This window comes from Micromonospora sp. NPDC048842 (genome assembly GCF_040649935.1).
Lineage (GTDB): Bacteria > Actinomycetota > Actinomycetes > Mycobacteriales > Micromonosporaceae > Micromonospora > Micromonospora hortensis.
Genome location: NZ_JBEZGK010000004.1, coordinates 56,234 through 77,783 on the forward strand (window position 1 = coordinate 56,234; position 21,550 = coordinate 77,783).

Below are 21,550 nucleotides of genomic sequence, written 5' to 3' on the forward strand. Positions count from 1 at the left end.
CGTCGCGACTGCGGGGCTCGCAAGCTCACTCCTCGCGCTCACCGTGCCAGCCTTTCGTTCGCGACTGCGGGGCTCGCAAGCTCACTCCTCGCGCTCACCGTGCCAGCCTTTCGTTCGCGACTGCGGGGCTCGCAAGCTCACTCCTCGCGCTCACTTGCCCTCCAGCTCGACCAGGGCGCGTTGGATGGCGCGCAGATAGTCGGCGTGCCCGACCTCGAACCAGTGCCGGCTGCTGTCCTTGACCGGCCCGGAGTACCGCTCCCCCGCCCGGTCCCGTACCCGCTGCGCGAACGCCGTGGCCCGTTCCGGCCGGTCCCGACGTGCCTGTAGCAGCCGGGCGAAGAGCACCGTCTGCCAGTGCGACAGGGTGAACAGCCCGGAGTCCGGTTGCAGCAGGCCGGCGACGGCCAGGGTCGGATGCCCCGGGGTGAACGCGTTGAGCCACAGCGTGGGCCGACCCGCGCCCGCGCTGTCTCCGAACACCGACGCGTCGAGGAACTCGAAGCGCGGCAGGTAACCGGTGGCGAAGACGACCACCTCGGGGTCGATTTCGCGGCCGTCGGCCAACTCCACCGCGTACGGGTGGAACCGGGCGACGTCCGGCACCGGGCCGATCCCGCCGTGACCCACGTAGTAGACGAGCTGACTGTTCGCGATCGGGTGTGTCTCGTACACCCGGTGGTCGGGCTTGGGCAGACCGAAGCGGGTCAGGTCGCCGACGGTCAGCCGCAGCGTCCAGTGGTAGAGCCACTGCCGCACCCGCAGCGGCACCCGCAGCGCCAACAGGCTGTCGTTGACCTGGTCGGCGGGGCGACCGAGCACGTACTTCGGCGCGTACCAGTAGCCCCGGCGGGTGGAGTGCCAGCAGCGCGACGCCTGCTGGGCGGCCTCGACGGCGATGTCGCAGCCGGTGTTGCCGGCGCCGACGACCAGCACCCGCTTGCCGCGCAGCTGCGCCGGGTCCTTGTAGGACGAGGCGTGCATGATCTCGCCGCGGAACTGTTCGAGGCCCTCGTAGCGGGGCAGCTTCGGCGACCAGTTGTGGCCGTTGGCGATCACCACGGCGGCGTACCGGGCGGTGCGCTCCGGGCCATACCCGCCAGTGGAGCGTGTGGTCACGTCCCAACGGTCGCCCTCGACGGGCTCGACCCGGATCACCTCGGTGCCGAACCAGATGTGCGAACGCAGGTCGAAGTGGTCGGCGTACCGCTCGAAGTAGGACAGCAACTGACCGTGGTGCGGGTAGTCAGGCCAGGAGTCCGGCATCGGGAAGTCGGGGAACTGGGTGAACGGCTTCGACGAGATCAGGTGGGTGCTGGCGTACACGGGGCTGCGGTCGTGCCGCCAGTTCCAGGCGCCGCCGACGCCCGTCTCCCGCTCGTAGCAGTCCACGCCGAACCCGTGCTCACGCAGGTTCTTGATGGCCGTCAGGCCGCTGGCGCCGGCCCCGATGACGCAGACCGTGTCGCCCCGGTCGGAGACCGGGCGGCCGTCGCTGTTCGCCGCGGGCGAGGTCGCCTCCGGGTCGGGCCGGCCGTGGTCGGTGGAGGTGGACACCGGGGACATCTCCTTTTGGTACGGCAGGCGTGCCGGTCGCCGCGAAATCCTCTCCACAACCGGGCCGGATGTCCAGTCCTGGGCCGGACGGGCCGACGGCCGAGCCGGGCTCGGGGGTCAGCCGGTGGCGGGTAGCAGCAGGTCGACCAGGACCGGGAAGTGATCACTGGCCCGACGGGTCTGCGGGGTGTCCACCACGTCGTAGTCGACAACTGTGATCCGCGGGTCGACGAAGAGCGCGTCGATGCGTCGGCGCGGGTCGGCGCAGGAATAGGTGAGCCGCTCGGCCCGGTCGGCCGCCACCGCCGCGTCGGTCAACCCGCGCGACACGGTGGCCCAGGCGGGCCCGTCCGGACCCTCGTTGAGGTCCGCCCCGGCCAGCACCGGGCTGGTCGCCGCGTCCAGGCCACGCTTGAACTCGGCGGCCTGGGAGGGCCGCTCGGCCGGGTCGGTGGACAGGTGTGAGCCGGCGAGGGTGAACCGGGCGTCACCGACCCGGCAGTCGGCGTACGCGGCCCCGCGCAGGTGCCGGCCGGGGGTCAGCGGAAAGCGCTGGCAGTGGGTGCCCAGCACCTGGACCCGCAGGCTGGTCAGGAGCAGGTTGCCCAGGGCGGGCAGCCCACCGGCGGCCACCACCAGACCGAACGACTCGGCCAACGTGGCGGACTTCTGCCGCCACCGGAACCGGCGCGGCCCCTCCTGCACGATCACCACGTCCGGAGTCGCGGCCCGGACCACCGCCGCGAGCGCGGCGGTGTCGTCGCGCTGGCTGTGGATGTTGTACGACACCACGCGCAGCGGCACACCCATCCCGGACCGCCTCAGATCCGGCGGGCCAGGTCAGCGGCGCCGATCACCCCGGCGCTGTTGCCCAGCTCCGCCGGGAGCACCTCGGCCACCGGCAGGCGACCACGCTGGGCGAGCGCGTCGAGGTACGAGCGGCGGGTGGGACCGAGCAGTAGGTCACCGGCGTCGATCACACCGCCACCGACCACCAGGGTCTGCGGGTCGAGGATCTGTGCCATGTCGGCGAGGCTGGTGCCCAGCCACCGGCCGATCTGGGCGAACGCCTCGGCGGAGACCGGGTCGCCGCCCTGTGCGGCGGCGGTCACCATCGGGCCGGTGATCGCCTCGGCCTCGCCGCCGGCCAGCTTCAGCAGGGCGGTGGCCCGGTTGGGCTCCTGCCGGGCTCCGGCTCGGGCGAACCGCACCAGGGCGCTGCCGCTGGCGTACTGCTCGATGCAGCCCAGCCGGCCGCAGCCGCACTGGTGCCCGTCCGGGACCGCAAGCATGTGGCCCAACTCCGCGGCGATGCCGTGCGCGCCGCGCATCAGGTCGCCACCGAGGACGATGCCGCCGCCCACACCGGTGCCGATGGTGAACATGATCATCGAGTCGTCGGCGTCGCGGGCCGCGCCGTAGCGGAACTCGGCCCACGCGGCGACGTTCCCGTCGTTCTCCACGATCACGGGCAGCCCGACGGCCTCGCTGACGTACTCGCGCAGCGGTTCGTCACGCCAGGCCAGGTTGGGAGCGAAGAGCACAGTCGAACGACTGGCGTCGATCCAACCGGCCGCGCCGATGCCGACGGCCTCGATGGTCCGCCCGGCAGCCAGCTCGCCGACCAACTCGATGATGACGTCGCGGGTCTTGGCCACGTCATCGGCGGGAGTGTCCCGTCGGGTCTGCGCGAGGACCGTGCCGGTGTCGTCCACGACACCGCCGGCCACCTTCGTGCCACCGACGTCGACTCCGATGGTCAGCGTCACCGCTACCGCCCCCCTCTGCTGTGCTGTCCGGCCCAGGTTCCGGCCCAGTGCCGGTCCGGGTCGGAAGGTCCCGCGCTCAGGCGCCGTCGCCCGATGCTTCCGCGTCGGCGTCATCGGGCACCCGCGAGGCGGGCACCACGGGACGGGTGGTCGGTGCCGGTACGGTCGCCGTCCCGGCCTCGTCGACGGGTGGTACGGCGGCCGGGGCGAGTGGGTCCGCCGTCCGGGTGGCGACCGACCAGACATCCCGCTCCGGCGCCGGCTGAGAATCATGCCCGGTACGGGTGGCATCGCGCCACACGTGGTCGTCGACTGTCGCGGTGGGCGGGGCGCTCGGGGGTGGCTCGGGGAGCACGCCGTCGCTGCTCGCGGCGGGTGCCGGCGAGGGCGGGGTGGTCGGCTCGGCGGCCGGCTCGGCGGGGCTCGGCGCGGACGGTTCCGGCGGGGAGAACGCGCGGAGCAGGCTGGCGACGCCCGCGGCGAGGTCACCGGCGCCGGTCGCGAGCCGTTCGGCGAATTCCGGACTCGGGTCCCGCAACGCGGCGATGCCGCGACAGACCGGGCAGACGCAGCATTCGGCCGAACCGGTGGCGAAAGCACCACCGGTGCCGGAGCGGGCGTCCGGGCCCGCGCTGTGACCGAGGACACCGGACAGCATCCCGCCCAACGAGCCGAACGCGCCGCCCGCCGAGCCGGCGGAGGCCAGTCGCGCCCCCGCCAGCAGGGTGGCGACCAGTCGCTCCGCCTCTTCCCGGGCCGAACCCGGATCCGTTCCGCCCACCGTCGGCTCCTCTACCGTGCCACCGGACACGTCACTGCGCCGCACCGGTTGCTTCTACCCGGCGCTTGAGCTGCTTCAACGCGGTGTCCATGATCATCTTCTCGGCTTTGCGCCGAAACATCCCGAGCATGCCGACCGACAGGTCGACCTCCAGCGTGTAGGTCACCGTCGTGCTGCCGTCCGGGTTACCCACCAGGTCGTACGAACCACGCTGGGCCTTCTGCATCTTCGAGGGGGCGACCAGGTGCCACTCGATCCGGGACAGGTCCTCGGCGTACTCGTAGGCGAGCACGTACTCGTCGGCCATCACCCCGGCGTCGATGGTGAAACGCACCTGACTGGGGTAGCCGTCCTCGTACTCCTCGACGACCTCGGCGCGACGCACCGCGTCGGTCCACTCCGGGTAACGCGCGAAGTCGCAGATGACCGCCGTCACCCGATCCGGTGCGGCGCCGATGATGATCGACTGGGTGGAGGAGTCCGCCATGGGGGGAGGCTACCCGCCTCCTGGTTGTCTCACCCCGACCGCCCGCCGGGTAGGTTTCGACACATGCCGACGCCACGGCGGCGGCCGGCCCAACCAGTGCGAGCACGAAGGAGTGCAGGTGCGCGAGTTCTCCGTCCCGCCGATCGTCACCGTTGGCGACGCGGCCAACCTCACCGATCCGGTCTGGGACAACGCCGAAGTCGCGCCCGACACCGTCCAGTTCGCCCGCCCCACCCCGCGCGCCGACGGCACCGTCACCGAATGGACCGAGGTGACCTGCCTCCAGTTCCGCGACGAGGTGGCCGCCGTGGCCCGCGGGCTGATCGCCGCCGGCATCGAGCCCGGTGTCCGGGTCGGGCTGATGAGCCGCACCCGCTACGAGTGGACTCTGCTCGACTACGCGATCTGGGCCGTCGGCGCCGTGACGGTGCCGATCTACGAGACGTCCAGCGCCGAGCAGGCCGCGTGGATCCTCGAGGACTCCAACGCGGTCGCCGTCGTGGTGGAGAGCGAGGCCCACGCCGCCCTGATCGCCGGTGTCCGGCACCGGCTGCCGGAGCTGGGCCAGGTCTGGCAGATCGACAGCGGCGGGGTCGACGAGCTGGTCACCACCGGTGCCACTGTCGAGCTGGCCGAGGTCGAGCGGCGGCGCAAGGCCGTCCGCGCCGGCGACCTGGCCACGATCATCTACACCAGCGGCACCACCGGCCGGCCCAAGGGCTGCGTGCTCACCCACCGCAACATGTACGCCGACATCGCCAACGCGGTGCCGGTGCTGCCGAACCTGTTCAACGCCGGCGCGAGCACCCTGCTCTTCCTCCCGCTGGCGCACGCCTTCGCCCGACTCATCCAGATCGGCGTCGTGCAGGCGCGAGCCACAATGGCGCACTGCGCCGACACCAAGAACCTGGTCGCCGAGCTACAGGCGTTCCGGCCGACCTTCGTGCTCTCCGTACCCCGGGTCTTCGAGAAGGTCTACAACGCCGCCAAGCAGAAGGCCGAGGCGGACGGCAAGGGCGGCATCTTCGCCCGCGCCGAGCAGGTCGCCATCGCGTACAGCGAGGCCCTGGAGACCCCGGGCGGCCCTGGCCTGGCGCTGCGCGCCCAGCACGTGGTCTTCGACCGGCTGGTCTACCGCAAGCTGCGCGCCGCGCTCGGCGGACGGTGCCGGGACGCGATCTCCGGCGGCGCGCCACTCGGCGCCCGGCTCGGCCACTTCTTCCGGGGCGTCGGCGTGACGGTCCTGGAGGGCTACGGCCTCACCGAGACCTCCCCCGCCGCCGCCGCGAACCTGCCCAGCGGCACCCGGATGGGCAGCGTCGGTCGTCCGCTTCCCGGCGTGACAGTGCGGATCGAGGACGACGGCGAGATCCTGATCTCCGGCGAGCTGGTCTTCCGGGGCTACTGGCGCAACGAGACCGCGACCGCCGAGACGATCAGCGCCGACGGCTGGTTCCGCACCGGCGACCTGGGCCAGCTCGACTCCGACGGCTACCTGAGCATCACCGGCCGCAAGAAGGAGCTGATCGTCACCGCCGGCGGCAAGAACGTCGCCCCGGCGGTGCTGGAGGACCTGGTCCGGGCGCACCCGTTGATCAGCCAGTGTGTCGTGGTCGGTGACCGGAAGCCGTTCATCGCGGCGCTGGTCACCGTCGACGAGGAGGCGCTGCCGACCTGGCTGGAGAAGGCCGGGATGCCCCTCGACGCCACCATCGAGCAACTGCGCGAGCACGAGGGCCTCCGCAAGGAGATCCAGGCGGCGATCGACGCCGCGAACCAGGCCGTGTCGAAGGCCGAGGCGATCAGGGTGTTCCGGGTCCTGCCCCACGACTTCACCGAGGCGACCGGCGAGCTGACCCCGTCGCTCAAGGTCAAGCGCCAGGTTGTCCACAAGACGTACGCGGCGGAGATCGCCGATATCTACCGAGGCTGACTACCATCCGTCACGTGCCCGCATCCACAGCCACCGCCCCGCACCCGCATCCCCTCGCCGCGGCCGCCCGCGTGGTGATGCTGGCGCTGATCGCCATCCTGACCCTGTTCGCCACCCGCGACGTCACCCAGCTCTGGTGGATCGCGCTGCTGGCGGTGGCCGGGCTGCCGTCGCTGCTGGCACCGCAGCACCGGCTGGTCGGCCCGCTGAGCCGGGTGGCCGAGGTGGTGGTGCTGGGGCTGGCCGCGAGCCACGTCGCCGCCGTGGCGTCCATCGGTGGCACAGTCGACGGCCTGGGCGCCTCGGCGGTGCTGCCCTACCTGGCGGTCCCGGTGACCGTCACCGCGCTGCGCCGCCGCTTCCCGGAGGGCGCCGCGCTGCTCGTCGTCACCGCCGCGACCCTGCTGCTCAGCGGCGCGCTGACCCAGGTCGACGGTGGTCTCCAGCTCGGCCAGCTGGGTTACCTAGCGGTGTGCGCGCAGTGGCTGATCCTGGCGGCGCTGGGGCTCTACGCCGCCGGCACGCTGCACCGGGTGATGGCTGTCCGCGGTGAGGGCAAACCCCAGCCGTACGCCGAGGCAACCCGGCTGCTGACCCAGCTGCGGACGGTGGCCCGGCAGCTGCCCGGGGCGACCCTGGACCCCGGCGGCATCTCCGAGCACCTGCTGGAGGAACTGCGCACGGTGGCCCGCGCGGACCGGGGCGCGGTGCTGTCGGCCAGCGGCGGAGGCCGGCTCGTGGTGCTCGCCCAGGCCGGCGTCGACCGGGTGGACTGGGAGACGACGCTGGACGCGGACTCGGCGATCGCCGACGCCTGGGCCACCCAGCAGGCCACCACTGCCGCCCGGTCGCAGTCCCGCTCGCACCGCGGCGGCGACGTGTCCGCGCTGATCATTCCGCTGGTCGCCGGGGTGCGCACTGTGGGGCTGGTGGTGCTGGAGGCCGACGCCGCGCACGCGTACCCACCACCGGTGGTGTCCCGGGTGACAGCGCTGACCCGCCCGGCCGCGCTGCGGCTGGAGGCGGCGCTGCTCTTCGACGAGGTGCGCTCGCTGGCCACCAACGAGGAGCGGCAGCGGCTGGCCCGGGAGATCCACGACGGGGTTGCCCAGGAGTTGGTGATGGTCGGCTACGGCATCGACAACGCCCTGGCCACCGTCTTCGACGACGCCGACGAGACCGCCGAGGCCCTGCGTACGCTGCGCGGCGAGGTGACACGCGTGATCCAGGAGCTGCGGCTGAGCCTCTTCGAGCTGCGCAGCGAGGTGGACCGGCAGGGTGGGTTGGCCGCGGCGATCGCCGAGTACGCGCGCACCGTGGGCGCGTCCGGCGGACTGCGGGTGCACCTCTCGCTGGACGAGTCCACCGCCCGATTGCCGGCCGCCACCGAAGCCGAGTTGCTGCGCATCGCGCAGGAGGCGGTGACCAACGCGCGCAAGCACGCCGGGGCGTCGAATTTGTGGGTCACGTGTGAGGTCGACCCCCCGTACGCGCAAATAGAAGTGTCGGATGACGGTCAGGGGATGGCTGACCAGCGCCCGGACGGGCGGTACGGTCTTGCGATCATGGCCGAGAGGGCGGAACGTATCCGGGGCCGGTTGGAGATCAGGCCGCGGCAACCCAGCGGCACGACTGTGGCGGTGGTTCTCGGCACCTCGGCCCGGCGCGATAACGTGCGCGGCAGCGCAGCACCAGAAGGGGAGTAACCCGAGGATGACCACAAGTCCGATACCGGCCACCCGTACCAAGGTCCTCCTTGTCGACGATCATGACCTGATTCGCAAGGGTTTGCGGCACGCCTTCGAGCGCGACCGCCAGTTCGAGGTCGTCGGTGAGGCGGCCACGGCGGCGGAGGGAGTACGCCAGGCCGGCGCCTTGCAGCCGGACGTGGTGATCATGGATCTGCGGCTGCCCGACGGCAGCGGCCTGGAGGCCACCCGCGCACTGCGGAAGTCCAGCGCGTCGATGGGCATCGTGGTGCTGACCATGTATGCGGGCGACGACCAGCTCTTCGGCGCCCTTGAGGCCGGCGCGAGCGCCTTCGTGCCGAAGACCGCCCCTGCCGACGAGGTGGTGGCCGCCGCACGGCACGCCGCCTCCTCCCCCAGCGCGTTCACGGCGGCCGACCTGGCCGAGGCGATGAAGCGCCGGCTCGCCCCGTCCGGCCCGCAGTTGTCTCCCCGGGAGGGGCAGGTGCTGCGGTTGCTCGCCGACGGGATGAGCGTGGCGGGCATCGCCAAGCAGCTGTTCGTCAGCGAGTCCACGGCGAAGACGCACATCTCGAAGCTCTACGAGAAGCTCGGCGCGGCCAACCGGGCTCAGGCCCTGATGACCGCGCTCCGGCTGGGCCTGCTCGAGGCACCGGACGCGCCGAAGTTCTGACCTGCATCCCGCTCGTCGAGCGGGACGACGCGACCGACGGTCCGCGCCAGCTTCGGCAGGCGCGGACCGTCGCGCATCGACCGACGTCGGCGGGCAACCTTCGGCGCGCTATGGTCTGGCGTGCGTGGCGGGTGCACAATACCCGCGCGGGCGACGATGCTCGCGTCGCGGATTCGAGGGGTGAAACGCATGCAGCGGCCGGACTGGGCACCCGACACCATCGACATCGAGCGCCCGAGCGTCGCGCGGATGTACGACTACTACCTCGGCGGCTCACACAACTTCGCCGCCGACCGGGCCGCGGCGCAGGCCATGGTCGCCGCGGTGCCCGAGGCACCGTTGATGGCCCAGGCCAACCGGGCGTTCCTGCGGCGCGCCGTGCACCACCTCGCCGACGCCGGGATCCGGCAGTTCCTGGACATCGGTTCGGGCATCCCGACGGTCGGCAACGTGCACGAGATCGCCCAGCAGCTCGACCCGCAGTCGCGAGTGGTCTATGTGGACGTCGACCCGGTGGCGGTGGCGCACAGCCGTGAGATCCTCGCCGGCAACGAGCAGGCCGTGGTCGTGCAGGAGGACCTGCGCAACCCGGAGGCGATCCTGGCCCATCCGGACGTCCGCAAGTTGCTCGACCTGAGCCAGCCGGTGGCCGTGATGGTAGTGGCCGTCCTGCACTTCGTCCCCGACGACGACCGGCCGGCGGAGCTGCTGCGGACACTGCGGGACGCCTTGGCGCCCGGCAGCTACCTGGTGCTGTCGCAAGCCAGCGACGACGGGCGCAGCGAGGACGAACGCGCCGAGGCGGAGCGGGTCTACCGGCGCACCGACAACCCGCTGTCGGTGCGCAGCCGCGCCGAGCTGACCGCGCTCTTCGACGGCTTCGAGCTGCTCGACCCCGGCGTGGTCTGGGTGCCCGAGTGGCGACCGGACACTCCGGAGAGCGCGGAGGACGCCGAGCGCGCGGTCTTCATGGGCGGCGTCGGGCGCCTCGGTGACTGAGTCGCCCGGGGCGAACCCCTATCCGGGGACGTTCGCCCGGGCCTGGGCGAAGGCGGTCTCCGGCACCAGCTACCTACCGATGACCCAGGCCCAGTTGGAGTCCCTTCTGGACCGGCTCACCGGGGAACTGGCCAGGGCGTTGCGCACCGAGCCGTTCGACCTGCGCGCCGGGCACCGGGTCGGCGCCGAGTTGGTCGCCGCGCACATCGCTTCCGCCGAGGGGCTGGGTCGTACGGTCGAGGTCATCCAGCTCCGCCTGGTGCGCGACCTAGGCCTGGTGGCCGAGGACGTCGAGGACCGGATGGCCCGGCTGCTGGCGGCCGTCGCGACCGGCTACGCCCGCGCGCTGCGCGACCGGACGCTCGACGAGCAGGAGTCGATCCGCCGCGCCGCCATGCGGGCCCGCACCCAGGCCGAGCGGGCACTGCGGGCCAGCGAGGCCCGGTTCCGGCATCAGGCCACCCACGACCCGCTCACCGGCCTGCCCAACCGGACGCTGTTCACCGAACGGCTCGCCGCCGCGCTCAACGAGCCGGGTCGGGGCGCGCAGCGGGTCGGGGTGTGCTTCCTGGACCTGGACCGCTTCAAGGTGGTCAACGACACGCTGGGGCACCAGATCGGCGACCTTCTGCTGGCCACTGTGGCTGAGCGGCTGCGCAAGGCCATGGGCGAGCATCTGGTGGCCCGGCTCGGCGGCGACGAGTTCGTCATCCTGGTGGAACGCACCGCCGGCACCGACGACATGGTGGCGGTGGCCGAGACCGCGCTCGCCGCGGTACGCACACCGGCCCTGGTCGACGGGCACGAGCTGCAGATCTCGGCGAGCATCGGCATCGTCGAGCGCCAGGTGGCCGGTGCCAACCCCACGGACCTGATGCGAGCCGCCGACAGCACTCTGCACTGGGCGAAGTCCGCCGGTGGGGCGCGCTGGGCGCTCTACGACGCCGAGCGCAATCAACGTGAACTGGCCCGCTACGCGCTCTCCGCGGCCATCCCGGCGGCGTTGGAGCGGGGCGAGTTCTACCTCGACTACCAGCCGCTGACCTCACTGCGCGACGGCAGCCTGGTCGGCGTGGAGGCGCTGGTCCGCTGGCGGCACCCCGAGTTGGGGGTGCTGCGCCCGGACAGCTTCATCGGGTTGGCCGAGGAAACCGGCCTGATCGTCCAGCTGGGCGGATGGGTGTTGGCCGAGGCGTGCCGCGAGGCCGAGGCGTGGTCGGCCGGGGGTGCCGCCGCGCCGTTCGTCAGCGTCAACCTGGCGGTACGGCAGGTGCACCGGCCCGGTTTGGTGCAGGAGGTCCGCGCGCTGCTGCGGCAGACCGGCCTGCCACCGGAGCGCCTCCAACTGGAGATCACCGAGAGCACGATGATGAGCACCGCCGAGGAGCCGGTCCGTGCCCTGCGGGTCCTTGCCGACCTCGGGGTACGCATCGCGATCGACGACTTCGGCACCGGCTACAGCAACCTGGCGTACCTGCGGGACCTGCCGGTGACCGAGCTGAAGGTGGCCGGAGAGTTCGTGGCCGGCCTGCGCTCGCCCTCCGTCGGCCGCACCGACGAGCGGATCCTCGCCTCCCTGGTCTCGCTGGCGCACGCGCTGGACCTGACCGTCACCGCCGAAGGTGTGGAGACCGCCGGGCAGGCCGAGCGGCTACGCGCGATCGGCTGCGACGCAGCACAGGGCTGGCACTTCGGCCGCCCGGCCCCCGCCGATCGCATCCTGGCCCGCATGCGCTGACCCTCGGGCCCGCACGCCCCAACCCGTCCCCGCCCACTCCCCCAAACTGCGGCTCACCCATCACCCGCAGCTCGCCGGGCTCACCAGTTGGGCGCAGACGAGCGGACGACGCGAGCGGACCACGCGGGGTCGGATCTTCCGTTGAGCGTGATGCCGGTGAGTCATCACGATGACTCACCGGCATCACGCTGATCCCGGCAAGGCACGGCAGCCCCCGAGACACGTTTGCTTGAAGCCCACCCCACCGACGAGGTAGACGGCGTCTACGGCGACTGGTAGACAGTGTCTATGGACGCGGACGAGACGGGGCTGCGGGCTCGGCTGGTGGCCGCCGGGGTGGATCTGGTGCTGCGCGAGGGCCAGTCGGCGGTGTCGCTGCGGGAGATCGCCCGTCGTGCCGGGGTCTCGCACGGCGCACCGCGCCGCTACTTCCCAACCCACGTCGACCTGCTCTCCGCCATCGCCCGGGAAGGGTTCGCCGACCTCACCGCCCGGTTCGAGCGAACGCTGCGTGACGTCGGTCCGGACCCGCGTACCCGATTGACCGCGTTGGCCCGGACGTACCTGGACTTCGCGGCGGCCCATCGCGGCATGTTCGAGCTGATGTTCCGCCACGACCTGCTGGACAGCGGCCGATTGCGGCTGCGCGAGACGAGCCTGCCGCTGTTCGCCGTGCTGGCCGACCTGGTGGCACAGGCGCGCCGGCCCACCGACGCGCCCGCGGCGGTGCTGGCCGGCGCGCTGTGGGCGAACCTGCACGGCATCGCCCAACTCTGGGCCTGGGGCAGCCTGCCGCTGGCCACCGGCGCCACCGACGACGATGCCCTGCTGCGCGCCACGCTGGACGCCCACCTCGGCCCGGCGCCGGCCAGAAACCCGACCCCGGAGGACACGTGCCCCTGCTGTACGACGTCACCAAACTGACCGTCGGCACCGCGCTGCGGTTCGGCTGGCACCCTCGGGTGGAAGGGCTGGAGCATCTGCCCCGAAACGGCGGCGCGATCCTCGCCGGTAATCACCTGTCCGTCGCCGACGAGTTGTTTCTCGTCACCTCGACGCCCCGACACGTCACCTTCTGGGCGAAGGTCGAATACTTCAACGGGCGTGGTCCGGGCGGCTGGCTCAACCGGCGGATCGTCGCCGGCATGGGCGCCATCCCGGTCGACCGAGCCGACGGCCGGGCCGCCCTGCGCGCCCTCGACGCCGCCGTCCCGGTGCTGCGCGCCGGCGGCCTGGTCGCCGTCTATCCGGAGGGCACCCGCTCCCCGGACGGGCGGCTCTACCGGGGCCGGGTCGGGATGACCCGGCTGGCCCGCGACGCCGACGTGCCGATCATCCCGGTCGGCGTGACCGGCACCGCCGAGGTGCTGCCGGTCGACGCGCGGCTGCCCCGTCGACACCCGATCACCCTGCGGTTCGGCCCGCCGATCCCGGTCGCCGAGCGGATCAACGGGCCCCGCGACATCCGGACGGTCACCGACGAGGTGATGGCGGCGATCCAGAAGCTCACCGGCCAGGAGTACGTCCCGCACTACGCGCCCGCCCGGGAGAGCTGAACGCCTGCTCCTCGCCGGGCCCCGTCGAGCGCAACCGACAGCGCTCGCGAACATGCCGGGCGCGGCCCGATACGCGAGTTTTCTCGCACCGAGCCGGCGGGTCCACAGTGGAACTTGAGCGGGCGCTACGATACGCATTCTCGCGCCAATTACGGGGGTAGATGTGCGTATCTGGAAGGGCGGCTTGGCGGCCGCAACAATTCTCACTGTTCTACTGGCGAGCGCCGGTGTCAGTTCGGCAGCCGCCAACGTCAGCTACAACGTATGGACCTGGAACGTGGCGGGCTGGACGATGCACCGCGGCTCGACCAGCAACGGCTTGATTGACGTGATCTCCAATTCCATCCGGAACCGCTCAACACATCTCGCCGCTCTCAACGAGCTGTGCTGGGGGCAGTACAAGGCGGTGCAGGCGAATCTCCGGGCGTCCGACTGGGGCGAGAACGAGGACGACTACTCGCGGTTCGAGAGCACCAACGACACCGGCTGCGGCGGCGAGAAGTCCGGCATCGCCCTCTTCAGCAAGGCACCGATGGGCACTGCCGACCGCATCACGCTGCCGGACGACGGCCGGGTGGAGAAGCGGAAGTTGTTGTGCGCCCCGCTTGAGGCCCGGCCACACCTTCGGTTCTGCACGACCCATATCACCACGTCGAGCGAAATCATCGGGGGAAGCCCGATCAACCAGCAGCAGCTCGACGCGGTCCGTGCTCACGTGGATGCGTTCAACGCCAACGGCGACACCGTAATCATCGCGGGCGACTTCAACGCCCAGCCCAGCTACAACCGCCTGGACAGGTGGTATGCGCAGTCGGTGAACACGGCGAACAACCCCAACAACGTTGGCGCCCATCGGGAGCTTGACGATCGTGATTCGCGCTGCGTCGGATACGGCGAGAACACCCAGGACGATGGGACTCCTCCCGGCCCGTGCGGGCCGGGCAAGAAAATCGATTTGATTTTCGTGCGGGAGGACAAGATCGTGGGTGCCTACGATGGTGATTCGCTGACCATTTCCAACAGCTGCGGCGGCGCCTGCTCCGATCATCGGATCGTCATCGGATCGGTAACCGTGACGGTAGCCTCCTGATCCACCCGATCGCGCTCAAGCGCGCAACGGAGGGGCATCGTCCACGGCGACGAAGCCCCTCCTTCCAGGATGGAGCTCGGGCCACTGCCTTCAGGTAGCCGTCAGCCGGCGAGCAGTGCCGCCATGCGTTCCGCCTGCGCCTCCCAGCGCCACTCCCGTTCCACCCACGCCCGGCCAGCAGCGCCCAGCTGACGGGCCAAGTCCCGGTCGGCGAGCAGCCGGGCGACCCGGTCGGCGAGCTGGGCAACGTCCCGACCGCGGACGACGTAGCCGGTCTCCCCCTCCCGGACCGCGTCCGGCGCGCCGCCGGAATCACCGGCCACCACCGGCAGGCCGGTCGCGGATGCCTCCAGGTAGACGATGCCCAGCCCTTCGACGTCGAGGCCGCGGTTGCGGGTGCGGCACGGCATCGCGTAGACGTCGCCGGCCGCGTAGTGCGCCGGCAACTCCACCGACGGCACCGTGCCGGTGAACACCACATCCCGTTCCACACCGGTCTGGCGGGCCAGCTTCTCCAGGGTCGCCCGGTACGGCCCGCCACCGACGATCAGCAGGGCCGCGTCGGGCACCTGGCGGCGGATCTCCGGCAGGGCTCGGATCAGGGTGTCCTGACCCTTGCGTGGCACCAGCCGGGACACACAGACGACCACCGGCCGGTCGGTCAACCCGAGCCGGGCCCGGACCTGTTCACCGTCCACGCTCGGGTTGTAGGTGTCCACATCGACCCCGGGCGCGAGGCGGCGCAGCTCGGTCACCCCGTTCAGCACCCGGGCCAACCGGCTGCGGGTGTACTCGCCGAGATAGGTGGTCACGTCCACACCCCGACCGATGCGCCGCAGCGCCGGCCGGGCGGCCGGCACCGCCGCCCAACCGACCTCGTGGCCGTGGGTCTGCGCCACCACCCGGCGGATGCCGGCCCGCCGCCGCAGGCCTGCCGCCAGCAGGCCCAACGGGGCCGCCGCGCCGAACCACACGGTGTCGCAGTCGTACGCGCGCGCCAACCGGGCCGCCCTCCGGGCGATCAACGGGGTCGGCAACAACACCCGGGTACGCTCCCGGATCACCTCGAACGGCTGGTCGGCGTCGAACTTCGCGGCCCCACGCCAGCTCGACGCGTAGACGACCACCGAGCCGGCCGGTTGACGGACCGCGAGATTGTGCACGAACGACTGGATCCCACCCGGGCGGGGCGGAAAGTCATTGGTGATCAGCAGGGTGCGGTTCATCGGCCGGCCTCCCGGGCGTACGCGCGGGCGGCGGCCATCCGCTCCACTGTGGATGGATGTGAGGCCGAATAGAGGTATTCCCAGCGGGGCGGGTCGGGGTCGCCGAGGTTGACCGAGCCGAGCCGGCGCTGCATCGACTCGAAGGACTCCGGGTCGTTGGTGAGCGCGAGCGCGTGAGCGTCGGCCCGCGCCTCCACCCGGCGGGACATCAACGCCTGCACCGGAGCGGCAACCAGCCCGGCCACCGTGACCAGGGCGACCAGCAGCGGGAACGCGCGCGGTTGGGCCACCGAGTCGACACCGGCCAGCCGCAGCAGTGGCCCCCACGAGCCGAGCAGGTAGAGCGCCACCACGGCGGCCGCGGCGCCCAGCGCCCCGGTCAGTGTGCCGGCCGCCACGTCGGAGTCCTTAGCGTGCCCCAACTCGTGCGCGACGACGGCGGTCACCTCGGCCGGGGTCGCCTCGCGCAGCAGCGTGTCGTAGACGACCACCCGTCGGGTCGGCCCGAGACCGGAGACGTACGCGTTGACCGCCCTGGTGCGCCGGGAGGCATCGGCGACCAGCACGTCACGCACCGGCACCCCGTCGCGGGCGGCCATGCTCATCAGCTCGGTGCGCAACGGGCCCTGCTCCATCGGGGTGAAGCGGTTGAACACCGGCTCCACCAGCACCGGTAGCACGAACGACAGCAGCGCCACGAGCACCGCGGCGCCGGCCGCACCGAACGCCCACCACCAGCGTGGCGCGAGCCGGATGACCGCGTAGAAGCCGAACAGCGCCACCGCGCCGATCACCGCGCTGACGGCGTACGACTTGAGCAGATCGACCGCCCAGCCGCTCCAGCCGTTGGTGCTCAACCCGTAGCGGGTGAGCACGCTCTGCCGCCAGGCGGCGAACGGGAGCGTCACCAGGTCGGCGACGAGCACCACCGCCAGCCCGCCGAGCACAGCCTGCGCTGCCCAGTGCCCACCGAACGGCCGGCCCACCAGCTCGACCAGACGACTGCCCAACGGGGTCAAGCCGAGCGCGAGGGCGATCAGCAGCCCAATGGCGAGCGCGGCGTAGCCACCGGGACGCAGCGCGGCCCGGAACTCCCGCCCCTTGGCCACCTGCTCGGTCGGAAGGTCGCGCAGCGCGGCGAGTTGGTCGGCCCGGGGTGCCGGCGGGCGGTGCCACGGGATGAGCAGCGCGGCCAGCACGACCAGCGCGAGGGTGAGCACGGCCAGGGTCAGCAGCGCCCAACCGCGCGGCGTCACCGCGTCACCGCCCGTTGTTCCCCGTTCATCGCGCCGCTCCTCCTGCCGTGACCGCTCATCCTATGGCCCGTGAGAAGCCCGCTTCCGGGCGCGGTGCCGTGCTCAGGCGACGCGGCGGGTGGCACGACGGCGAGCTGCCTCCGGGCGCGCGGGTGCGGCCAGCACCTCCACGTCGAAGCCGGCCCGGGCGAACACCTCGATGGCCTCGACCTCGGCGGCGACCAACCCGGCCGCCGGGGACGTCTCGTCGAACAGGGCGGTCAGCGGGCAGCCGGAACAGCCGTCGGCCCGCTTCGCGCACCCGTCACAGTCGATGAGCATCGTGCCTCCTGATCGGCTCTCGGCGCTCGGTCGACGCCCTTTCGTCGCCGACCGAGCACCGTCGGTGACATCGACACTAACCACCGGGTACGACAGGAACCCCGTCCGACCGCCCGTTTCAGGGCTAGATCCACTCCAGATCAGCGAAATCGGGGTATCCCACCCGGCCGGGACCTGCGCCGTCAGCCTCGTCTGCCGCTACGGCTGACCGACGAGGCGCTGCACCTGATCAGCCCTGCGCGTCGAGGTCACGCAGTGCGAAGCGGAGGTGCTGCCACTCCTCGTCGAAGATGACGTGAAGGCAGTGCAGGACGGACACCTGCTTCTCGGGCCACCAGGCGGCCGGCCGAGTCTCGGCGAGCAGGTCCGGTGTGACGGCTGCGAGGAAGTCGCGGACCATCGCCTGCCGCTCGGCTCGCAGCTCAAGGGTCTCGGCGAACGTCGGCTGCTCGACGACGAAGATCGACATGTCGAAGCCCTCCGTCTCGTACTCGGCATGCGGTTGCCCGAGTGGGTGGAAGGGCTGCGGCAGGCGCAGGATCGACTTGCCCAACCAGGTGTCGGCGGCGAACGCGAGGTGGCGCAGTGTCTGCGCGAACGACCACTCCCTGTCGATCGAGACGTCGACAGCACCCTCGGGCATGGACACAGCCCGGTCGACCGCCGCCGCCCAGGCCCGTTCGAGAGCCGCCCACGCCACGCGGAGGTCGTCCGGATTGTTGGCCTGCCGAAGGTCGCGCCCGGGAAATCGCCGGTTGAGCTCGGCCTCGACCAGCGGTACGACATCGACGCCGTTGATCAGGAACGTGCCCTCGGCCAGCCACGGTGCGTCGATGTCCAGAGCATCCACATCGACGCCGCGCATCACCGCCCCGGCCAGCGTCGACCTGTTGAACCGGGCACCTCGCAAGTCCCGGTCGAGGAAGACCTTGACGTCGTTCTGGCTCATGGCGACTCCCTCCCGTCAGCGACAGCAGCGACGCTAACGCTCGGGTACGACAGCCGGGTAGGTCAGGAGCGGGCGAGCCGCCGTAGCAGCGAGTCCGCGCCCAGCGGGTAGGCGCCGTGCCGGCGTACCCCGTCGGCGACCTCGCGGTCCGACGAGACCACCACCACCGGTCGGCCCGCCGGCTCGGCACGGACCAGTCGCCGGATCAGCTCGTCGGCGGTCTCACCCTTGCGGGAGAAGAGCACCCGTACGCCGCGCGGCGCGGGCGGCAGTCCGTGCATCCGCTCGGCGCCGTCGAAGACCACAGTGACCTCGTCGCCGGTCTGCGCGGCGATCCCGCCCAGCCCGGTGATCAGGCGTTTGCGCTGCTGCTCCAGGGACATCTCGCCGAAGCCACGCTTGGTGACGTTGTAGCCGTCCACCACGAGGTGCGCCCGGGGCAGGGCGAGCAACTGGTCGAGCCGGGCCGGGTCGTCGGTGTCGCGGGCGCGGGCGGCGGGGCCGGCCGGGGCGGTGCCCGGCTGCTCGGCGAACGCGTCGGCGACGAAGTCGGCGGGGAGTTTGTCCACCGGGTCGAGCGCCAGCTCCCGGCGCAGCCCGACGGCAGCCTGGCCGATGGTCTCCAGGAGCAGCCAGAGCCGGGCGTCGTCGACCGAGCGCGCCTCCTTGGCGCTGGCCCGGGCCACTCCGGCGGCGGCCTCGGCCTCGGCCAGCCGGGCCCGGGCGCGGCGGAGTTCGGCGTCCACGTCGGCGCTGGCGCGGGCGGCCCGGCCGCGCTCGGTGGCCAGCAGTTCGGTGGCCTTCCGCTCGCGGACCTGGGTCTCCCGCAGGGTGCGAGCCACCTGTCGGGACTCCTCGCGGAGCTGACCAAGCTCCTCGCGGACGCGGGCCAACTCGTCGCGAAGCTTCTCGGCCTCGACCCGGGCCACCGCGCGGTCGTGCTCGGCCCGGGTGGCCCGCTGCTCGGCCTCGCGGACCAACTCGGCGACGACGGCGCTGTCCGCCTCGGCACGCACTGCCGCGCCGCTGGCGTCGATCAGCTCCCGCCAGCCACGGGGACGGGCCAGGTAGGCCAGCGCGGCCACCTCGACCGGGTCGGCGGCGGCCGGCGCGGTGCCCTCGACCACCGCCGCGCCGAGATCGCCGGCGTCGGCCAGGACCCGCGCGGTGACCCGCTGCCGGAACAGCGGGTCGGCGGTGAGCTGGGCGGCGATGACCGGCGCGCCGAGTCGGGCGCGTCGGTTGGGGGCGAACTTGGCCACCCGACGCAACGGCACCGGGACCTCGTCGGTGGGAAGGGTGGGCAACACCGCGGCGGTCAGCGTCACGATCCGCTGCCGGACCGGCTCGGGCAGGGTCGGCTCCGGCTCGGCGGCGGGGCCGTCGCCCGTCGTCGTCGGGTCCGATGCGCCAGATGTGTCGGTGACTACGTTGTCGTCCGGGTTGCCCAGGGCCCCGTCGAGCGCGACCGGATCCTCCTGCGGGAGGTGGTCGTCGTACGGCTCGGTGAGGGGCATGTGGCAAGTCTCCCACCGCGACCGGGCCCACCGCCCGGTGAGTGAGCCGATCTCTCATCCTAGCCCCATGGTGACGGATGGGACGGCTGCGACGGGAGTGTCGGACCGGGGCGCTAGCGTGCCGCCGATGGCACAGGCGGAGTACGTCCAGGAGTCACTGGCCGGTCTCGACCCGGCGGTTGGCGGGGTGGACCCGGCGCTGCCGCTCTACGCGACGACGTTCGTGGTGGTCGACCTGGAGACCACCGGCGGCGCGCCGGACGGCGGCGGGATCACCGAGATCGGCGCGGTGAAGGTGCGCGGTGGTGAGCAGTTGGGGGAGCTGGCGACCCTGGTCAACCCGGGCCAGCCGATTCCGCCGTTCATCACGGTGCTGACCGGCATCACCCAGGCCATGCTGGTGCCGGCGCCACCGATCGAGCAGGTGCTGCCGAGCTTCCTGGAGTTCATCGACGACGCGGTGCTGGTGGCCCACAACGCCCCGTACGACGTGGGCTTCCTCAAGGCCGCCTGCGCCAAGCACGGCTACCGCTGGCCCAACCCCCGGGTCCTGGACACGGCGGCGCTCGCCCGCCGGGTGCTGACCCGCGACGAGGTGCCCAACCGCAAGCTGGGCACCCTGGCCGCCTACTTCCGCACCGCCACCCAGCCCACCCACCGGGCGTTGGACGACGCGAAGGCCACCGTCGACGTGCTGCACGGGCTGATCGGTCGGCTCGGCGGGCACCGGGTGGACACGGTCGGCGACGCCATCGAGTTCGCCCGCGCTGTCACCCCGACCCAGCGCCGCAAACGGCACCTGGCCGAGGGGTTGCCCAAGGTCCCCGGGGTCTACATCTTCCGGGCCGCCGACGACAGGCCGCTCTACGTGGGCACCTCGGTCGACATCGCCACCCGGGTGCGCAGCTACTTCACCGCCGGCGAGAAGCGCGCCCGGATCTCCGAGATGCTGGGCGCGGCCGAGCGGGTGGAGGCGGTGGAGTGCGCCCACTCGTTGGAGGCGGAGGTCCGTGAGCTGCGGTTGATCGCCGCGCACGCCCCGCCGTACAACCGCCGGTCCAAATACCCGGAACGCATGGTCTGGCTCAAGCTGACCGACGGTCCGTACCCTCGGCTGTCGATCGTCCGCGACCTCTCCCCCACCGACACCGCGTACCTCGGGCCGTTCACCTCCCGGCGAGCCGCCGAGCTGGCCGCCGCCGGTTTCCACGACGCGGTGCCACTGCGCCAGTGCACGCACCGGCTCTCGCTACGCACCGTCACGCCGGCCTGCGCGCTGGCCGAGCTGGGTCGCTGCCCGGCGCCCTGCGAACACAAGATCACCCCCGAGGAGTACGACGACAGCGCCGCCACGCCATTCCGCACCGCGACGGCCAGTGACCCCCAGCCGGTGGTGGACGCACTGCTCGCGCGGATCGACGTGCTCTCCCGCGACCAGCGCTACGAGGAGGCCGCCGTGGTGCGGTCCCGGCTGGCCGCCGTGCTGCGGGCCACAGTGCGGATGCAGCGGCTGGCCGCGCTGACCGGGATCGTCGAGTTGGCCGCGGCCCGGCCGGCCGCCCGGGGCGGCTGGGAGTTGGCGCTGGTCCGGCACGGCAGACTGGCCGGCGCGGGGGTGTCCCCGCCGGGCGTGCACCCGCGTCCCACGTTGACCACGATCCGGGCCACCGCCGAGACGGTGTCGGGCGGGCACGGTCCGGTGCCGGCCGCGACCGCCGAGGAGTCCGAGCGGATCCTGTCCTGGTTGGAGCGACCGGAGACCCGACTCGTCGAGATGTCGTCCGGTTGGTCCTCTCCGGCGAGTGGCGCGGGCCGGTTCCGTGACCTGCTGGCGAAGGCCGAGGGCGGCGCGTCCCACCAACTCTCGACCGAACGCTCATGACCAACTGACCGATCGGACTACGTCGACTCGCTTAGGCTGTTAGAGAAGTGCAGTCCTGCCCGATTCGTGGGCCTGCTCCCCCGCCGGGTCCCGGCGATGTGGAGCCG

19 protein-coding genes are annotated in these 21,550 nt (G+C 72.1%); 9 read left to right on the forward strand and 10 right to left on the reverse strand.

What is annotated here, in order from left to right; genetic code table 11:
• Positions 1 to 150 precede the first annotated feature (150 nt).
• The 5 genes from AB0C19_RS07355 to AB0C19_RS07375 form a co-directional block, all read right to left on the reverse strand.
• Entirely contained in the window at positions 151 to 1,557 is a 1,407-nt protein-coding gene (locus AB0C19_RS07355; protein WP_357180862.1) for an NAD(P)-binding domain-containing protein, read from the reverse strand.
• Between the two features lie 117 nt (positions 1,558 to 1,674).
• Positions 1,675 to 2,382, reverse strand: a complete 708-nt coding sequence (locus tag AB0C19_RS07360) for an endonuclease/exonuclease/phosphatase family protein (protein ID WP_357181603.1) — start codon at positions 2,380 to 2,382, stop codon at positions 1,675 to 1,677.
• Positions 2,379 to 3,326, reverse strand: a complete 948-nt coding sequence (locus AB0C19_RS07365; RefSeq protein WP_357180866.1) for an ROK family glucokinase — start codon at positions 3,324 to 3,326, stop codon at positions 2,379 to 2,381. The genes AB0C19_RS07360 and AB0C19_RS07365 overlap by 4 nt, the downstream gene beginning before the upstream one ends.
• Before the next feature lie 76 nt (positions 3,327 to 3,402).
• A complete protein-coding gene (locus AB0C19_RS07370; protein ID WP_357180869.1) occupies positions 3,403 to 4,107 on the reverse strand; it encodes a hypothetical protein in 705 nt (234 codons plus the stop codon).
• A 31-nt stretch (positions 4,108 to 4,138) separates the two neighbouring features.
• Positions 4,139 to 4,594 carry an SRPBCC family protein gene (locus AB0C19_RS07375; protein ID WP_238682830.1) on the reverse strand — a complete coding sequence of 152 codons (456 nt, stop codon included), beginning with the start codon at positions 4,592 to 4,594 and terminating at the stop codon, positions 4,139 to 4,141.
• Positions 4,595 to 4,712: 118 nt separating this feature from the next.
• Here AB0C19_RS07375 and AB0C19_RS07380 point away from each other — a divergent pair, with 118 nt between their 5' ends.
• From AB0C19_RS07380 to AB0C19_RS07415, 8 genes are all read left to right on the forward strand, one after another.
• Complete coding sequence (locus tag AB0C19_RS07380) at positions 4,713 to 6,527, forward strand: long-chain fatty acid--CoA ligase (protein WP_357180874.1); 1,815 nt, start codon at positions 4,713 to 4,715, stop codon at positions 6,525 to 6,527.
• A 14-nt stretch (positions 6,528 to 6,541) separates the two neighbouring features.
• A complete protein-coding gene (locus tag AB0C19_RS07385) occupies positions 6,542 to 8,233 on the forward strand; it encodes a GAF domain-containing sensor histidine kinase (RefSeq protein ID WP_328652791.1) in 1,692 nt (563 codons plus the stop codon).
• Between the two features lie 7 nt (positions 8,234 to 8,240).
• Entirely contained in the window at positions 8,241 to 8,909 is a 669-nt protein-coding gene (locus AB0C19_RS07390; protein WP_030337723.1) for a response regulator transcription factor, read from the forward strand.
• A gap of 189 nt (positions 8,910 to 9,098) precedes the next feature.
• On the forward strand, positions 9,099 to 9,908 hold the full coding sequence (locus tag AB0C19_RS07395; protein WP_357180878.1) for an SAM-dependent methyltransferase: 810 nt from the start codon (positions 9,099 to 9,101) through the stop codon (positions 9,906 to 9,908).
• Between the two features lie 79 nt (positions 9,909 to 9,987).
• Positions 9,988 to 11,646, forward strand: coding sequence for a bifunctional diguanylate cyclase/phosphodiesterase (locus tag AB0C19_RS07400; RefSeq protein WP_357181606.1), 1,659 nt, complete (start codon positions 9,988 to 9,990; stop codon positions 11,644 to 11,646).
• 288 nt (positions 11,647 to 11,934) lie between these two features.
• The gene (locus AB0C19_RS07405) at positions 11,935 to 12,570 is read left to right on the forward strand and encodes a TetR/AcrR family transcriptional regulator (RefSeq protein WP_357180881.1); all 636 of its coding nucleotides are present in this window, start codon (positions 11,935 to 11,937) and stop codon (positions 12,568 to 12,570) included.
• The gene (locus AB0C19_RS07410) at positions 12,540 to 13,202 is read left to right on the forward strand and encodes a lysophospholipid acyltransferase family protein (RefSeq protein WP_357180884.1); all 663 of its coding nucleotides are present in this window, start codon (positions 12,540 to 12,542) and stop codon (positions 13,200 to 13,202) included. The genes AB0C19_RS07405 and AB0C19_RS07410 overlap by 31 nt, the downstream gene beginning before the upstream one ends.
• 163 nt (positions 13,203 to 13,365) lie before the next feature.
• Positions 13,366 to 14,292 (forward strand): endonuclease/exonuclease/phosphatase family protein, encoded by a 927-nt coding sequence (locus tag AB0C19_RS07415; protein WP_357180887.1) that lies wholly within the window; start codon positions 13,366 to 13,368, stop codon positions 14,290 to 14,292.
• A 101-nt stretch (positions 14,293 to 14,393) separates the two neighbouring features.
• Here the strand turns inward: AB0C19_RS07415 and AB0C19_RS07420 are convergent, their stop codons facing one another.
• The 5 genes from AB0C19_RS07420 to AB0C19_RS07440 form a co-directional block, all read right to left on the reverse strand.
• Positions 14,394 to 15,518 carry a glycosyltransferase family 4 protein gene (locus AB0C19_RS07420; RefSeq protein ID WP_357180890.1) on the reverse strand — a complete coding sequence of 375 codons (1,125 nt, stop codon included), beginning with the start codon at positions 15,516 to 15,518 and terminating at the stop codon, positions 14,394 to 14,396.
• Complete coding sequence (locus AB0C19_RS07425) at positions 15,515 to 16,774, reverse strand: M48 family metallopeptidase (protein WP_357180893.1); 1,260 nt, start codon at positions 16,772 to 16,774, stop codon at positions 15,515 to 15,517. The genes AB0C19_RS07420 and AB0C19_RS07425 overlap by 4 nt, the downstream gene beginning before the upstream one ends.
• A 102-nt stretch (positions 16,775 to 16,876) precedes the next feature.
• Positions 16,877 to 17,095 carry a hypothetical protein gene (locus AB0C19_RS07430; protein WP_196918964.1) on the reverse strand — a complete coding sequence of 73 codons (219 nt, stop codon included), beginning with the start codon at positions 17,093 to 17,095 and terminating at the stop codon, positions 16,877 to 16,879.
• Between the two features lie 229 nt (positions 17,096 to 17,324).
• Positions 17,325 to 18,044: a DinB family protein gene (locus tag AB0C19_RS07435; RefSeq protein ID WP_357180897.1), complete on the reverse strand. Its 720-nt coding sequence runs from the start codon at positions 18,042 to 18,044 to the stop codon at positions 17,325 to 17,327.
• Positions 18,045 to 18,106: 62 nt separating this feature from the next.
• A complete protein-coding gene (locus tag AB0C19_RS07440; RefSeq protein ID WP_357180900.1) occupies positions 18,107 to 19,561 on the reverse strand; it encodes an NYN domain-containing protein in 1,455 nt (484 codons plus the stop codon).
• 127 nt (positions 19,562 to 19,688) lie between these two features.
• Between AB0C19_RS07440 and AB0C19_RS07445 the strand changes: the two genes are divergently transcribed.
• Positions 19,689 to 21,443, forward strand: coding sequence for a DEDD exonuclease domain-containing protein (locus AB0C19_RS07445; RefSeq protein ID WP_357180903.1), 1,755 nt, complete (start codon positions 19,689 to 19,691; stop codon positions 21,441 to 21,443).
• The last annotated feature ends 107 nt before the right edge of the window (positions 21,444 to 21,550 follow it).

Coding starts and splice junctions, on each gene's coding strand:
- AB0C19_RS07390 (WP_030337723.1), top strand. CDS start 8,241: ATGACCACAAGTCCGATACCGGCCACCCGTACCAAGGTCCTCCTTGTC.
- AB0C19_RS07435 (WP_357180897.1), bottom strand. CDS start 18,044: ATGAGCCAGAACGACGTCAAGGTCTTCCTCGACCGGGACTTGCGAGGT.
- AB0C19_RS07440 (WP_357180900.1), bottom strand. CDS start 19,561: ATGCCCCTCACCGAGCCGTACGACGACCACCTCCCGCAGGAGGATCCG.
- AB0C19_RS07375 (WP_238682830.1), bottom strand. CDS start 4,594: ATGGCGGACTCCTCCACCCAGTCGATCATCATCGGCGCCGCACCGGAT.
- AB0C19_RS07445 (WP_357180903.1), top strand. CDS start 19,689: ATGGCACAGGCGGAGTACGTCCAGGAGTCACTGGCCGGTCTCGACCCG.
- AB0C19_RS07395 (WP_357180878.1), top strand. CDS start 9,099: ATGCAGCGGCCGGACTGGGCACCCGACACCATCGACATCGAGCGCCCG.
- AB0C19_RS07400 (WP_357181606.1), top strand. CDS start 9,988: ATGACCCAGGCCCAGTTGGAGTCCCTTCTGGACCGGCTCACCGGGGAA.
- AB0C19_RS07430 (WP_196918964.1), bottom strand. CDS start 17,095: ATGCTCATCGACTGTGACGGGTGCGCGAAGCGGGCCGACGGCTGTTCC.
- AB0C19_RS07420 (WP_357180890.1), bottom strand. CDS start 15,518: ATGAACCGCACCCTGCTGATCACCAATGACTTTCCGCCCCGCCCGGGT.
- AB0C19_RS07405 (WP_357180881.1), top strand. CDS start 11,935: ATGGACGCGGACGAGACGGGGCTGCGGGCTCGGCTGGTGGCCGCCGGG.